Origin of the sequence: Allosphingosinicella sp. (genome assembly GCF_036403745.1) — a bacterium.
Lineage (GTDB): Bacteria > Pseudomonadota > Alphaproteobacteria > Sphingomonadales > Sphingomonadaceae > Allosphingosinicella.
In genome coordinates this window covers 88,937-103,779 of the sequence record NZ_DASWQI010000031.1, presented here as the reverse complement: position 1 = coordinate 103,779, position 14,843 = coordinate 88,937, and the positions used below count along the sequence as shown (strand labels likewise).

The 14,843-nt window shown below is 66.8% G+C and carries 14 protein-coding genes; 6 read left to right on the top strand and 8 right to left on the bottom strand.

Going from position 1 to position 14,843, the window contains the following annotated elements; genetic code table 11:
* Positions 1 to 48: 48 nt before the first annotated feature.
* The 7 genes from yihA to VGC56_RS04280 all read right to left on the bottom strand — a co-directional run bounded on the left by yihA (position 49) and on the right by VGC56_RS04280 (position 3,900).
* Positions 49 to 708, bottom strand: a complete 660-nt coding sequence (gene yihA / locus VGC56_RS04310; RefSeq protein WP_464123479.1) for a ribosome biogenesis GTP-binding protein YihA/YsxC — start codon at positions 706 to 708, stop codon at positions 49 to 51.
* The gene (gene yidC / locus VGC56_RS04305) at positions 708 to 2,432 is read right to left on the bottom strand and encodes a membrane protein insertase YidC (protein WP_464123478.1); all 1,725 of its coding nucleotides are present in this window, start codon (positions 2,430 to 2,432) and stop codon (positions 708 to 710) included. Before yidC ends, yihA begins: the two co-directional genes overlap by 1 nt.
* Before the next feature lie 37 nt (positions 2,433 to 2,469).
* Positions 2,470 to 2,682 (bottom strand): membrane protein insertion efficiency factor YidD, encoded by a 213-nt coding sequence (gene yidD / locus VGC56_RS04300; RefSeq protein WP_464123477.1) that lies wholly within the window; start codon positions 2,680 to 2,682, stop codon positions 2,470 to 2,472.
* Positions 2,679 to 3,002 (bottom strand): ribonuclease P protein component, encoded by a 324-nt coding sequence (rnpA, locus tag VGC56_RS04295; protein ID WP_464123548.1) that lies wholly within the window; start codon positions 3,000 to 3,002, stop codon positions 2,679 to 2,681. Before rnpA ends, yidD begins: the two co-directional genes overlap by 4 nt.
* A 38-nt stretch (positions 3,003 to 3,040) precedes the next feature.
* Positions 3,041 to 3,175, bottom strand: coding sequence for a 50S ribosomal protein L34 (gene rpmH / locus VGC56_RS04290; protein ID WP_464123547.1), 135 nt, complete (start codon positions 3,173 to 3,175; stop codon positions 3,041 to 3,043).
* A 90-nt stretch (positions 3,176 to 3,265) separates the two neighbouring features.
* Positions 3,266 to 3,583, bottom strand: a complete 318-nt coding sequence (locus VGC56_RS04285) for a hypothetical protein (protein ID WP_464123476.1) — start codon at positions 3,581 to 3,583, stop codon at positions 3,266 to 3,268.
* A gap of 44 nt (positions 3,584 to 3,627) precedes the next feature.
* Positions 3,628 to 3,900 (bottom strand): hypothetical protein, encoded by a 273-nt coding sequence (locus VGC56_RS04280; RefSeq protein WP_464123475.1) that lies wholly within the window; start codon positions 3,898 to 3,900, stop codon positions 3,628 to 3,630.
* A 178-nt stretch (positions 3,901 to 4,078) separates the two neighbouring features.
* On the opposite strand from VGC56_RS04280, the gene VGC56_RS04275 reads away from it, so the two are divergent.
* From VGC56_RS04275 to VGC56_RS04260, 4 genes are all read left to right on the top strand, one after another.
* The gene (locus VGC56_RS04275) at positions 4,079 to 5,587 is read left to right on the top strand and encodes a YifB family Mg chelatase-like AAA ATPase (RefSeq protein ID WP_464123474.1); all 1,509 of its coding nucleotides are present in this window, start codon (positions 4,079 to 4,081) and stop codon (positions 5,585 to 5,587) included.
* Positions 5,588 to 5,625: 38 nt separating this feature from the next.
* Positions 5,626 to 5,934, top strand: coding sequence for a hypothetical protein (locus tag VGC56_RS04270; protein WP_464123473.1), 309 nt, complete (start codon positions 5,626 to 5,628; stop codon positions 5,932 to 5,934).
* 157 nt (positions 5,935 to 6,091) lie between these two features.
* Complete coding sequence (locus VGC56_RS04265; protein WP_464123472.1) at positions 6,092 to 6,517, top strand: hypothetical protein; 426 nt, start codon at positions 6,092 to 6,094, stop codon at positions 6,515 to 6,517.
* 1,166 nt (positions 6,518 to 7,683) lie between these two features.
* Positions 7,684 to 8,655, top strand: a complete 972-nt coding sequence (locus VGC56_RS04260) for a FecR family protein (RefSeq protein WP_464123471.1) — start codon at positions 7,684 to 7,686, stop codon at positions 8,653 to 8,655.
* Between the two features lie 80 nt (positions 8,656 to 8,735).
* On the opposite strand, the gene VGC56_RS04255 is transcribed toward VGC56_RS04260, so the two are convergent.
* Positions 8,736 to 9,095, bottom strand: a complete 360-nt coding sequence (locus VGC56_RS04255) for an OmpA family protein (RefSeq protein ID WP_464123470.1) — start codon at positions 9,093 to 9,095, stop codon at positions 8,736 to 8,738.
* Positions 9,096 to 9,626: 531 nt separating this feature from the next.
* Here VGC56_RS04255 and VGC56_RS04250 point away from each other — a divergent pair.
* Together VGC56_RS04250 and VGC56_RS04245 are read left to right on the top strand one after the other, a co-directional pair.
* Entirely contained in the window at positions 9,627 to 13,202 is a 3,576-nt protein-coding gene (locus tag VGC56_RS04250; protein WP_464123469.1) for a beta strand repeat-containing protein, read from the top strand.
* 327 nt (positions 13,203 to 13,529) lie between these two features.
* A complete protein-coding gene (locus VGC56_RS04245; RefSeq protein ID WP_464123468.1) occupies positions 13,530 to 14,711 on the top strand; it encodes a Yip1 family protein in 1,182 nt (393 codons plus the stop codon).
* Positions 14,712 to 14,843 lie beyond the last annotated feature (132 nt).

Here is a 14,843-nt window from a genome sequence, read left to right as displayed (position 1 = left end):
GAGTGCCGGGCAAACACTGCCGGTATCACGGTGCCGCCTCTTCGAAGCTCAGGCGTGCATTACCGCTTCGAGCACGGCGCGGCGGAGTTCTTCCATGCCGAGGCCCGTCTCGCTCGATGTCGCCAGCACGTCCGGATGCGCCGCCGGGCGCTTCCTCGCCTCGGCCTCGGTCGCCGCCGTCACCGCCGCCAGTTCGGACGCCTTCACCTTGTCCGACTTGGTCAGCACCAGGCGGTAGCTGACCGCCGCGTCATCGAGCATCTTCATGATCTCGCGGTCGACGTCCTTCAGCCCGTGGCGCGCATCCACCAGCACCAGCGCGCGCTTCAACGCCGCGCGACCGCGCAGATAGTCGTTCACCAGGAAGCGCCACTTCTTGACGACGTCCTTGGGCGCCTTGGCGAAGCCGTAGCCCGGCATGTCGACCAGCCGGAAGCGCAGCGGCGCGCCGACGTCGAAGAAATTGAGCTCCTGCGTCCGCCCCGGCGTGTTCGAGGTGCGGGCCAGGCCGGTGCGGTTGGTGAGCTTGTTCAAGAGCGACGACTTGCCGACGTTCGAGCGCCCGGCGAACGCCACTTCCGGCGCCGCCATGTCGGGCAGGAACTGGAGGCTCGGCGCCGATTTCAGGAACGCGATGGGCCCGGAAAACACCTTCCGGGCCAGCACGTCCAGATCCTCGTCGCCAGCCTCGTGGGGAGCCTCGGTCATCAGCGGGTGATGACCTTGGCTTCGATCGTGTCGCTGTCGCGGCCCACCCCGTAGCGCCGATTCAGCCAGCTCTGCTGCGCAAGACCGAAGAGGTTGTTGCAGACGTAATAGAGCTGCAGCCCGGCCGCGAACGGCGCGAAGATGAACATCATGAACCACGGCATGATCGACATCATCTGCTTCTGCACCGGATCGGCGGGCGGCGGATTGAGGCGGGTCTGGAGGAACATGGTGACCCCGAACAGGATCGGCAGCACGCCGATGGCGAGATAGCCCGGCGGCGTGAAATGGAGGAAGCCGAACAGGTTCACCGGCGACATCGGGTCCGGCGCCGACAGATCCTTGATCCACAAAGCGAACGGCTTGTGCCGCATCTCCACCGAGACGAGCAGGGTCTTGTACAGCGCGTAGAAGATCGGGATCTGGATGAGGATGGGGAGGCACCCCGCCACCGGATTGACCTTCTCCTCCTGGTAGAGCTTCAGCATCTCCTGCTGGAGCCGGCCCTTGTCCTCCTTGTGGCGGTCCTGCAGCACCTTCATCTTGGGCTGCAGCACCCGCATCGCGGCCATCGAGCGGAACTGCTTCTGGGCGATCGGGAACATGATCGTCCGCACGATGAGGGTGAGGCAGATGATCGCCACGCCGAAATTGCCGATATGCTCGTAGAGCCACAGCAACAGCGAGAAGATCGGTTTCATGAACCAGCGGAACCAGCCCCAGTCGATCGCCCGCTCGAGCGGCGTGCCGAGCGCTTCGGAATAACGGTCCAGCAGCCGCACCTCCTTCGCGCCGGCGAAGAGGTGGGACGTGTAGGTGAGCGCCTTGCCAGCCTGAACGACGGTGGGCGCACCCGCATAATCGGCCTGGAAGCTGCCGCTAGGACCGGGACGGAGCGCAGCCTCGACACTGCTCTTCTGGTCCGGGATCATCGCCGTCAGCCAATATTTGTCCGTGAAACCGGCCCAGCCGCCACTGGTCTGGAAGGTCTGCGGTCCCTTCGACTGGAGGTCGGAATATTTCCAGCTGTAGTTGGCTGTGCCGTTGAACACGCCCATCGGGCCGACATGCATCGTGTAGGAGCCGACATCCTTCGAGGCGCCGGCGCGGCTGACCAGCCCGTACGGCCGCACCGCCACAGCGCTCGCGCTGCCATTCGCGATCGTCTGATCGACCGAGAAGAGATAGCCGTCGTCGATCGAGATGCGCACGTCGAAGCGCTGGCCGGTCGGGTTCGTCCAGGTGAGGGTGACGGGCGTCGACGGCGTCAGCCGCGTCCCGCTCGCCGTCCAGACGGTGTTCGCATCCGGCACGGCGACGCCTTCGCCGGTCCAGCCGATGCGGGCGAAATAGGCGTCGGGGCCGCCGGCGGGGGAGAGGAGACGGATCGGCGGTGAATCCTTGGCGATCGATTCGCGGTGCTGGGTCAGCACCAGATCGTCGATCTGCGCGCCCTTCAGATTGATCGAGCCGTGCAGCCGCGGCGTGTCGATGGCGATGCGCGGCGTCTCGCCGATCACCGCGTTCCGGTCCCGCACCACCGCAGCGGCCGGCGTCGCCGACGGGCTGGCGTTCGGCTTGGGCAGCGGCACCTGCTTGCCGTTCACCGTCTTCGTTGCGGGCGGGTTGGCAGTCGGCAGCCACTTCTGGGCGAAGAAGCTCCAGCCGAACAGCACGAGCGCCGACAGCACGATCGCGAGCATCAGGTTGCGCTGCTGATTCACCTAGACTTCCTCAAAATTCATGGAACTGGTTCGAAATTCACGGGACGGGATCATAGCCCTGGCCGCCCCAGGGGTGGCAGCGGGCGATGCGGCGGGCGGCGAGCCACGACCCGCGCAGCGCTCCATAGCGCCGAAGCGCGGTGATTGCATAGGCGGAGCAGGACGGCTGGTAGCGGCAGCTCGGCGGCAGCACCCGCGAGGGGCCCTTCTGCCAGATTGTGGTGACGAGGATCAGGAGGCGGGCGATCATGCTGCGCCGAGCTTCCGCAACGCCTTGCGAAGCTCCTCGCGGAGCGCCCCATAATCGCGCTCGACACCCCCTGCCCGCCCGATCAGCACATGGTCCGCGCCGGCGATGCCCGCCTCCGGCAGCAGCTCGCGCGCCAGCGCGCGGAAGCGGCGCTTCATCCGATTGCGGATCACGGCATTGCCGATCTTCTTGGTGACGGTGATCCCGAGCCGCACGCTCGCATCGTCATCGCCCCGATCCCGGACCAGGAGGACGAAGCCGGGCATGGGGGCGCGCCGGCCGGCGTTGGCGGCCAGGAAATCGGCGCGGCGGGTGAGGATCGTGTAGGGCTTGTTCAGCCCCGGATCCGGGGAGGGCGTTACGCCGAGAGGCTCTTGCGGCCGCGGTTGCGGCGCGCGGCCAGCACCTTGCGCCCGCCGACCGTCGCCGACCTGGCGCGGAAGCCGTGGCGCCGCTTGCGCACGAGCCTGCTGGGCTGGAAGGTCCGCTTCATCGCTCATTCCTCGAAAACTGGAACTAAAAGGGCCACCCCACAGGAGGCGGCCGCCGTTGCGGGTGCCGATATGGCAGGCGCCCTCGAAAGTCAATTCCCGCCGTCCGCTCCGGCCGCCTGTTCGAGCGCCTTCCGGCGCTCCTCACGCCGCTTCGCGCTGCCGCGCCGCAGCCCCCAGTCGGCCCACGCCCCTTTCTTGGGATGCTTGCGCTTGAAGTGGACATATTTCTTCTTCGCCCAGTCGCTGTAGCGCAGCACCAAAGTCAGCCCCGCCGCGAACACGATCACCCCGCCCGGCCCGGGGATCGGCCCCACCACCGGCGTCAGGCAAATGAGCAGGCACCCAATGACGACGAGCCCCGCCCGCACCGCCGCGATGTTCGTGAGATTGCGCCACCAGCTCTTCATGGAAGGGATGTGGGGCGGCTGTATTAGCGATGCAAGACGCCTCGTCAGCCCATGTCGAACTCGCCGCCGAACGCGCTGCTGAGCACCTCGCCCAGTGCGCCCCGATTCCCGGGAAGGGTGCTGAAGCAGAGGTGGGGCCGGCCCGGCTGGACGTGGAAATGCTCCAGCGTGTCATCGCTGAGCACGGTCAGCGCCTCGGCATTGGTCTGGCCGGTGAGTTTGTCGACCTCCGCGCGTGCCCCCTCCGGCGTGCCGCAATTCACCATGTAGAAGCCGTTAGTCCCCCCGAACCAGCTCTTCACCATATATCCGCTCATCGGTCCGTCCCCCTGTTGGCGCCCAAAGTGGGCCTTGTTCAGCGGCCGGTCAAATCGCGCGACGCCCGGCATGCCTCGGCGACTGGTGCGGTTTCCGCGCGACAGGTTTCCTTCAGCGAACGGACTAAGGTCCGGATCGGTGTCCGTTCCGGATGGCCGGAGAGTAAGCGGGGGCTCGATGGTCGCGCATGTCGCCACGGTGGCGTTTCTCGGGCTTGAGGCGCGGGCGGTGGAAGTGCAGGTGCAGATTTCGGCCGGTCTGCCGAAATTCCTGGTCGTCGGCCTGCCCGACAAAGCGGTGGCGGAGAGCCGGGAGCGGGTGCATGCCGCGCTCGCCGCGATCGGGCTGTCGCTGCCGCCCAAGCGGATCACCGTCAATCTGTCGCCCGCCGACCTGCCGAAGGAGGGCTCGCATTACGATCTGCCGATCGCCCTCGGCCTGCTCGCCGCGATGGGGGCGATCGACACCGAGACGCTGGCGGGGTTCGTCGCGGTCGGTGAGTTGGGGCTAGACGGCCGCGTGGCGCCGTCGCCGGGCGTGCTGCTCGCCGCCATGCACGCCTCGGCGCGCAGCCTCGGCCTGATCTGCCCCGCCGCCCAGGGGCCCGAGGCCGCTTGGGCCGGCGACGTCGAGATCGTGGCGGCCCCCGACCTCATCGCCTTGCTCAATCATTTCCGCGGCAGCGCCGTCCTGCGCCCGCCCGAGCCGGGCGAGGCGATGCTGAACGGCATCGGCCCCGATCTTGCCCAGGTGAAAGGTCAGGAGACCGCCAAGCGCGCCCTGGAGATCGCCGCCGCGGGCGGGCACAACCTGCTGATGACGGGACCGCCGGGCGCGGGAAAGTCGCTGCTCGCCGCCTGCCTGCCGGGCATCCTTCCCGAGCTGACCCCGCCCGAGGCGCTCGAAGTGTCGATGATCGCCTCGGTCGCCGAAGCACTGACCGGCGGCAGGCTGATCCGCAACCGGCCGTTCCGCGCGCCCCACCACAGCGCCTCGATGGTCGCTTTGGTCGGCGGCGGGCTGCGCGTCCGGCCGGGCGAGGTCAGCCTCGCCCATCTTGGCATCCTGTTCCTGGACGAGCTTCCCGAATTCCAGCGCTCCGCCCTCGATTCGCTGCGCCAGCCGCTCGAGACGGGCAGCGTCCAGGTCGCGCGCGCCAACGCCCACGTCACCTTCCCCGCCCGCGTCCAACTCATTGCGGCGATGAACCCGTGCCGCTGCGGCCATCTCGGCGATCCCGCCCTCGCCTGCTCCCGCGCGCCCCGCTGCGCCGCCGACTATCAGGCCAAGGTGTCCGGCCCGCTGCTCGACCGCATCGACCTCCATGTCGACGTCCAGGCCGTCGCCGCCGCCGATCTCGTCCTGCCGCCGCCCGCCGAGGGCTCGGCGGAAGTCGGCGCCCGCGTCGCCGAAGCCCGCCGCATCCAGACCGAGCGCTACGCAGCCCACCCCGTTCGCACCAACGCCGAAGCCGACGGCGACCTCCTCGACGCCGTCGCCACCCCGGATGAGCCCGGCCGCCGGCTGATGGGCCAGGCCGCCGAAGCGATGCGCCTCTCCGCCCGCGGCTTCCACCGCGTCCTCCGCGTCGCCCGCACCATCGCCGACCTCGCCGGCAGCGACGGCGTCGGCCGGGTGCACGTGGCGGAGGCGTTGAGCTACAGACGGCAGGCGCCGCGGGCGTGAGGGGCCGCGTCGGCACTCAGGGTTTGGAGGGGGGAAGCATGAGCCGGGTTCCACGCGCCGCAGCCGTCCCCAGCGAGATGCAGGGGCGCTGGGTCGACGAAGAGGAGCCGTCCTCTGAGCTGATCATCGACGGCGGCGAGGTCACGTGCTTCGGGGCACGCGTCGATTATGACTGGAAGGAGATCCAGCATATCGACGGCGCTCTCACGGTCACCCTCGGCGTCGACGGCGAGGCGCGTCAGGACAGCTTCGCGAGAGCCAACATCACGGACCTCGTCATCGCGCCGGACGGAGCCTTCTACGGCTACAACGTAAAGTTCTCCTGCCGCTTCATTAGAGCGGAATGACCGGCGAAGCGCTGCGCCTGTTCCCCCGGCTTCGACCAGGGCATCGCCGTGGAAGCGGGTAAAGCCTGTTTCTGACGGTCTGCTTTCAACCGATTGCGGACGTCGGACTTCCATTAAGCTATCGCCGATCGAGCCCCTCTACCCCCTGGGAGCCCATATGCCGCCGCGACAATGGATTTCAGATCGCGTGGCCAGCCTTCGCGAAGACATGAGACGTCAGGGGCATGATTTGTCGCCCCTGCAGCAGGGCATCATCGAACGTGTTGCTGCGTGGGACCCGGCGTATGAACCGGCTGCGGGCAAGGACCTTGAACTGATCGAAAGTGCGATAGAGGCCGATGGTCGCTGGGCGGTGCAAGAAGAGTGGCGGATTTCAACGTGCTTCGATTCGAGCATCACGCGGTCCACTCGGAATTGCAAAGAGGTATACGAGGTGTGCGTCGAGTGCGACGGACAAAGGCTCGCATGTGCCTGTCCCACACTTGAAGGCGCTTACGCATTCATGCGCCTCTACCAGGCTTTTATCGTCGACCAATTCTACTCGCTGGGACCGCCTTGGGCCGCGACTGACCTCTTCAAGTGATGTCCGCTTCCCGCCCATTGCGGACGTTCCCGCGTCTGCCTCAGGTCCCACCGAAAGCGGAAGGATTTCTCATGATCGATCAACCTCCTGAGGAAGAGCGATCGCTGCCTTCCCTCTCTGGCTGATGGTGCGCGGGGTGAGGCGCGGCGTTTGGAATGGACGAGGGCAAGACGTTATCCGAAGCGAGCGCCCGCGGGCGTTCTGGTTGGGTATCGTGATGTTCGGCGTCATTGGCGTCACTGTCCTGACGTTCCCAATCTACTTGCTCTGGGACACCTACATGCGCCCGTAAGCTGCAAAGCGGAGAGCCGCTTGCTACGCCATTGCCGACATTGGATGACTGCGCCTTGGTTACGGCTTGCGCGGCAGGGTCGGACGCGAACATAAGGCTTGGTGTGCACGCGGGAGCGGGCGTTGAGGGTGCCGAGAAACGTCGTGACTCGAATTGCCATCTCGGCAGGTGGACCGTGACACGCTCTCGCTCGGGCAATTGCGACAAGACGCGCTTTCAGCGTCCACAGCAGCGGTTCAAGCGCTGGCGGTGGCCACCGCTTATTTCACTTGCGACGCTGCCGCCCCCTGCGTCGGAGCGCGAGGTGGCCGCGCATATTGGCGTGCTGGTGCCCCCGGACGTCTCCTGGCCGTAGCCTGAGCTCTTCCCGTAGCGGGAGGGGCTGCCCGGCTATGATCAGCGAATTGCCTTAGGCTTTCTGAAAGCGCATGCTCCCGTAATAAGGGCGCATACGGCGTGCCAGGAGATTCGATTTGGCACGGTGGAAATTGTGTCTCATGGCAGCGGGATTAGTTGCGGCGCCCATCTCCTCATCAGCTTTCGCGCACGGCGCACCGAATGATCCGGATGCGCTAACCGACGCTTCTCGAGTTCCTGAGACAGGCGTCTCACTCGCCAGACAACAAATTACCGACAACGACCTGCTTGCGGCCGCCGCGACACTGGAACGCGTGCTGCTGCTGCACCCGGACGCTGCGACTGCGCGACTGCTATATGCTTCGATATTGTGCCGCCTCGACGACAGGGCAGGCGCTGAGTTCGAAATCACCCTCATGAAGGGCCGTGCTGCGCCGGATGAAGCACGAAATGAGGTGGCGGGTGCTTGCGGGTCGGGGGCCCTCAGTTCGCCGCGTGGCGGGGCGAAAAGCTGATCATGGTCAGGACGGTCCGAATTGCCGGCCACGCCTTCGCGGCGGCGGCTGCCTTCGGCCTCATCTTCACACCAACAGTGATCGCTGCCGAGCCAAGGCCGGTGGGGATCAATGCTGCGATCCGCAATCACGTTGTGATCCGGGGCGCCGGCACAACTCAACCTCATCCCGCGATCTTGAAAGCTCGCGTGATGCTCAACGATGAGGTCCGGACCAGCCAAGCGAGCCAGCTGCAAATTTTGATGATCGATCATTCGACGTTCACCGTCGGGAGCAATGCGCGCATCTCCGTTGATCGGTTCGCCTTCAATACCGCGACGAACCTGAGGACCCTGGGGATCAGCGTCGCCCAGGGCGCATTCCGCTTCATGTCGGGACGCGCATTGGGACACCCCGGCGGTGCCGCCAGCGTGCGGACCCCAGTCGCCTCGATCGGAATTCGCGGGACGATTTTCGAAGGCGCAGTGGGCCCTGACGCAGTCCGCTTGGCCAACCAGCAGCCAGGGCTCGTCGCCATGAACCTTCACCCAAGTCTTACGAAGGCGACGTTCGTCATCCTCCGCGGGCCTGGGCCCATGAGCCAGGGCGACACCCGCGCAGGCGTGATCGACGTCATCGCCGGCGGCCGTAGGGTGACCCTCGACCGTCCGGGATCCGCCGTCTTCATTCCCGGACCCGGCGCAGAACCTATCGGTCCGTTTGAGGTGACACCGGGCACGCTGAACACCCTGCAGCGTTTACTCCGGACCACACCTGCGATCGCTGCGGAAGCCGCGGTAGCGCTCAACCAGGCCCGAACGAATGATTCGCCTCTGCCGGACGAGGGGGGAAGCCACTCCAGGAACTCGTCAAAGGGCCCTCAGGATCGCGGTCGCGGCTTCTCGACCCTGCTCCTCGGCGCAATCCCGGCCTTTATCCTCGGCCTATTTGCGCTTGGATCAGGCAACAACAACGACGTGCCGGTTAGCCCGTAGCGGTGGCCATCATGTGAGGTACAAGGTCTGCTTTCGACCTATCGCGGACATTCGCGGCAGGGCGATCGAGGAGCAGGAGGTTAGCCGACGTACAATTCTACACGCCGGTTCCGCGGCTCCGCTGTGCCCTCCGCTGTTTCGACCAGCGGCCGCGTATCTCCGTGAGCCCCGATCGTGATGGGCACGGTCACACCACGCGCCCTGAGGTAGGCCTCAACGGCCTTGGCGCGGCGGCGCGACAGCTCCAGATTGGCGCCGTCCGGACCCACCCTGTCCGCATGGCCCACGATGATCAGGTGACAGTGGGGCGGCGCCTGAACGTATCCGGCAAAAGCGTCGAGTATGGCGGCGCCGCGTTCGTCGACGCGCGCGCTGCCGCTCTCAAAAAAAACGAGGGCCATCTGGTCGATGAAGATGACTTTGCCTTCGGGCGTCCTCATCGACGAGCAGTCAAGCCAGTGGGAAGCCGGGGGCGGCGATGCTGCCTGAGCAAGGGACGCCAGCAGTAGAGCCAAAGCCTCCGTTGCCATTCGTCCCTCACTTCCCTGCTGCTCGCATGCGGTAGCGTTTGGAATGTCCGTTTTCCACCCAAAGCGGACATTCACGCGGCGAGGTCGGCGCGTCCGCTATGCGCCATAGTCGTTCATTCGAACCACTCCCTTATGCGACGGAGAGCGGACATTCTCCCGAGGGCGATCCGAACCGTCAGCTCAGGCAGTCATCGTGATAGAGGTTGGCCGACATCGGCGGTCGCCTTGTTGCCCGAGCACGATCCGCCGCGGTCTTGCGAAGATCGCGGTCTTCATCATAGCGGTCGCGCGATCATCGCCAGCGACTTCCTGCTGCGAGCTCTCCACAGGCGCGGTAAATGCTTGAGAGTTGCCGGTATTAAACGAACCGTGCCATAGCTCTTTCGCGTCGACGGGCGCAGGCGCGATAGGCCCGGTGGCAGAGCGGTGGAAGGAGCAGTGATGCCGACGACGACAGGGACGACCGCAAGCGACACCCTGACCGGCACCCCTGGCGACGACGTCATCGACGGTCTCGGCGGCAACGACACGATCTACGGCGGCGACGGCTCGGACACGATTTACGGCGGCGACGGCTACGACGTCATTCGCGGCGAGGGCGGCGACGATTTCCTCTACGGCGGCGCCGACGGGGATTATATCCTCGACGGGGCCGGCAACGACCATGTCGAAGGCGGCGAAGGCAATGACTCCTTCTACTCCGATCAGGGTAACGACCTGATCGACGGCGGCGCCGGCGACGACAGCTTCCAGGTGGAGCGCCGCAGCACCGGCGACTCAGTGACCTTGCTGGGAGGCGCCGGGGGCGATCGCTTCGACCTGCTCCAGATCGGGACGGGCGGCCTCACCGTCGATGCCGGCGACGGCGACGACGACATCTCGCTTCGGTCGAATGACGGGCATTACGCACTGACCCTGGGCGCCGGACGCGACATTCTAAGGCTTGCGGGACAATCCGTGTACAGCCCCCAAGGCGGGGTCGTCGTCGCCGATTTCGAGACGGGGGCGGGCGGCGACCGGATCGATCTTAGCGCCATCCTGACCTACGGGGTAACGGGCTGGAACAGCGACCTCAGCCCGTTCGCGACCGGGCATCTCCGGCTTCTGCAGAGCGGGAGCAACGTTCTCTTGCAGATCGACGCCAACGGCGGCGGCGATGCCTATGTGACGGTGGTGACGTTCAGCGACAGCAATGCCGCCGCCTTCACCTTCGAAAATCTCGACGGCTTCTCGCCCGATGGCACCATCCCCGCCGGCCAAGCCTTCGATGGAACGGACGTCGCCGACCAGCTGATCGGCACGGCCGGCGACGACACGATCGACGGCCTTGGCGGATCCGACACGATCTGGGGCGGCACCGGCGCCGACCATCTAAGCGGCGGCGCGGGCGACGATCAGCTCTACGGCGAGTGGGGCAACGACACGATCGACGGCGGCTCGGGCCAAGACTACATCGTCACCGGCAACGGGAACGACGTCGTCCACGGCGGGGACGGTAGCGACTTCATCAGCAGCGTCGGCACCGGAAGCGCGACTCTCGACGGCGACGGCGACGATGATTCGATCAACATCCAGCGCTGGTACGAGACCTTTGCCCAGACGGTCGTCGCGCGCGGCGGCGCGGGCAACGACAGCCTGACCGTCAACGCCTACGGCCCCAGCAATGTGTTCCTGCTGGACGGTGGGACCGGCGACGACGTCGTCACCATCGGCTGGCTTCAGGGAACTGCCGACGTCACGCTCGGCGACGGTTCCGATACGATCGCGTTCACCGATAGCCAGCAGGTCCTTCGTGACTATGGATCGGTGATCGTCCGCGACTTCCAGGCGGGGGCGGGCGGCGACAAACTCGACATGGACGGCTGGCTGGTCAGCGCCCTCACCGGCTGGGACCAATCGAGCAACCCGTTCGGGAACGGTTACCTTCGCCTCGTCCAGAGCGGCTCCGACGTGCTCTTCCAGCTGGATCGGGATGGCCCCGGCGGCGGCGCCGCCTTCCGCACCATCGTCACGTTCAAGAATGCCGACGCGTCCACCTTCGTCCCGGCGAATCTCGACGGCTTTGCCCCGGACGGATCTGCGCCCCCGGGCGTGACGATCATCGGCACCTCGGCCAGCGAAACCCTGGTCGGCACGTCAGGCGCCGACCATATCGAGAGCGGCGGGGGATATGACACCTTGCGGGGGGAGGGCGGCAACGACATCCTCATCGGCGGCGCGAGCCGGTCGTCCATCTACGGCGGCTCCGGCAACGACACGCTTTACGCCGGCGATGCCGGCGACGGGCTGAACGGCGACGGAGGCGACGACGTCGTCCACGGCGGCGCGGGCGCCGACACGATCAATATCGGCTTTGGTACCGACATCGCCTACGGCGCCGGCGGAGGCGACACCTTCTACCTCTATGCCAATCCCGGTACGTCGGTAGCTTCGGCTTACGGCGAAGCCGGCAATGATTTCTTCGACTTGCACTCCTATTATGTGGCGACCTTTTCCGCCGATGGAGGTGAGGGCGACGATCGGTTCAACGTTGGGGGCGTCAGCGGCACCACCACCCTTATTCTGGGCGCCGGCCGCGATTCGATCGGCTTCGACGGCGACCGGTTCAACAATGCGGCGGGGATTCTTCTCGTCACCGACTTCGTCGCGGGCGAAGCGGGCGACACCCTCCTCCTCCCCGCGTCGCTCGGCAAGCTGCTGACCGGCTGGTCGGGCACCGACAATCCGTTCGAGACCGGCTATGTGCGCCTGGTCCAGAGCGGCGCCGACACGATCGTCACGATCGACCAGGATGGCGGCGCCAATTGGTTCGTGCCGCTCGTCACGCTCCAGAACCTTCATGCGACCACCCTGACCGCGGCCAATCTGGGGTACGACCCTGGCTTCGTTTACGGAACCAACGCGAACGACCTGCTCGACGGAACCGGCGGGCCGGACCGCCTGGCCGGCTCCGCCGGGGATCAGTTGAGGGGCGGCCTCGGCGACGACATCTACCTCGTCGAGAGTCCCAGCGCGACCGTCACAGAGTTGGCGGGGGAGGGCATCGACACGGTATGGACTGCTCTTGGCACGATCGCCTCGATCTTCGGCCTTCCCGCCAATGTAGAGAATCTGGTCGGCACTTCGGCGGCCGGCCAGACGGTGGCGGGCAACGCCTTGGACAATTTGATGACGATGGGCGCCGGCAACGACGTGCTCGACCTGAGCTCCGGCGGCAACGACACGGCGAGCGGCGGCGGCGGGAACGATTATTTCTACTTCGGCGCGGCCTTCACCGCGGCGGACACGATCGTGGGCGGCGCGGGCGTCGATACGGTCGCGTTGCTCGGCAGTTACAATTTGACGCTGGGCGCCAACACGCTGTCCGGGGTGGAGACGTTCAGCCTGCTGAGCGGCACGGCGGCCGGCGGCACTCAGCATGTCACCTACTCGATCACTACGGTGGATGAGAACGTACCCGCCGGAGGCCGCCTCACCGTCTATGCCGGCGGGCTGCTGGCGGACGAGAGCCTGTTCTTCAACGGCTATGCCGAGACCGACGGAGCGCTCAGCGTCTACGGCGGTGCCGGGAACGACACGTTCGCCGGCGGTCCCGCCAACGACGCGTTCGTCGGCGGAGCGGGCGACGACACGATGTACGGCCTTGGCGGAATGGATTGGCTGGAGGGCGGGCTCGGCGCCGACACGATGCGCGGGGGCCCGGGCAACGACCTGTTCGTCTACAAGTCGGCCGCCGAATCGACGGCGGCGAAGACCGACCACATCCTCGACTTCGAATATGTGTCGGACCACTTCTCGCTGACCGCCATCGACGCCAACACGAACCTGGCGGGCGATCAGGCTTTCACCTTCATCGGCTCCGACCCCTTCAGCAACACCGCAGGCGAGCTTCGGGCCTACCAGTCTGGCGCCAGCTGGTTCATCGAAGGCGACGTTGACGGCGATGGCACCGCCGACCTCGTCATCCAGGTCGACACCTTCGGTCACGCGCTGGGGGCGAGCGACTTCCTGCTGTGAGGCTCGGCGGCAAGGCCGCCTATCGAGCTGCGAGGATCGGGCGCTTGCAGAGCCCAGCTGTAATGTCCGCTTCCCACCCATAGCGGACATTCGGCAATAGCGGGCCAGAGCGTCCACCGCGTCCTGCGCGTCGTCCGTACCCTCGCAGGCCTCGCGGGGAGCGACGGGTGCACGTGGCGGAGGCTTTAAGCCAGAGACGGCAGGCGCCGCGGGCATGGGCACCTTGGCTGCCCACCTTAGTGACCTCGTGCTTCGCGAGTGATAGAATGCCCCGCCGGCCGTCCCGGGCCGCGCCTGCCGCCCGGGAGCCGCAGGGGGAGAGATGCCATGGAGACGCCGCAGCCGACGCCCGTAGAGATGCCGCATGCCGAGGGCGGCATGGTGGGACGCATCAAGCGCATCCTGCTCGAACCCAAGGCGGAATGGGCGCGGATCGATGCGGAGCCGGAGACGGTCGCCGGCATCTTCACGAAATGGGTACTGATCCTCGCCGCCATTCCCGCCGTCGCCGGGCTGATCGGCGCTTTGGTGTTCGGCTACGGTGCCTTCGGCTTCGTCTACCGGCCGGCCGTGGCGGTCGCGGTCGGCGGCGCGGTCCTGCGCTATGTGCTGACCCTCTGCGGCGTGTTCGTGCTCGCCCTGATCATCGACGGCCTCGCGCCGCAATTCGGCGGGACGAAGAACCGGGTGCAGGCGATGAAGGTCGCCGCTTATTCGGCCACCGCCAGCTGGCTCGCGGGCGTGTTCGGGATCGTCCCGGCGCTCGCCATCCTCGGCCTGCTCGGGCTGTACAGCCTTTATCTCCTCTATCTCGGCCTGCCGCGGCTGATGCGGGTCGCCGAGGACAAGGCGCTGCCCTACACGTTGGTGACGCTCGGCGCGGCGCTGGTGCTGGGGCTGGTCGTCATGGCGGTCGTCGCCCCCCTCTCCGCCATGTTCATCGGCCGCTCGGTCTACGGGCCGGCGGCGGTCGCCGCGGGCGGCGGCACGGTGGCGGTGCCGGGCGGCGGCTCGGTCGACCTCACCAAGCTCCAGGAAACCGCGAAGAAGCTCGAGGCCGGCCAGCAGGCCAAGGCGGTCGCCCCGTCGGCGCTGCAGGCGCTGCTCCCCGCGGCGCTGGGCGACTATAAGCGGACCGAAATCTCCAGCGCGGGCGCCAATGCCGGCGGGATCGGCGGCTCCGAGGCCGAGGCGCGCTACGAGAATGGCGGCAATTCCATCCGCCTCAAGGTCACCGACATGGCCGCCGCCGGCGCCATCGCCGCTCTGGGAAGCGCGCTCAACGTCGAATCGAGCCGCCAGACCGCCACCGGCTACGAGAAAGCCGGCAATGTCGACGGGCGCATGACCAGCGAGAAATGGGATTCGAAGTCCCGCGACGGCAGCTACAGCGTCGTCGTCGCCAGCCGCTTCATGGTCGAGGCGGAAGGCATTGTCCCGAGCGTCGACGCCCTGAAGCAGGCCGTCGGCGCCGTCGGCATCGACCGGCTGGAGGCGATGGCGAAATAAGCGGGGGCGCCTCGTCCTCCCCGTCGCCAAAGCCGATGGGGAGGGGGACCGCGTGCAACGCGGTGGAGGGGCCTTACGGAGTCCGAGACGGCCCCTCCACCAGCTTCGCTGGTCCCCTCCCCATCGCCGGAG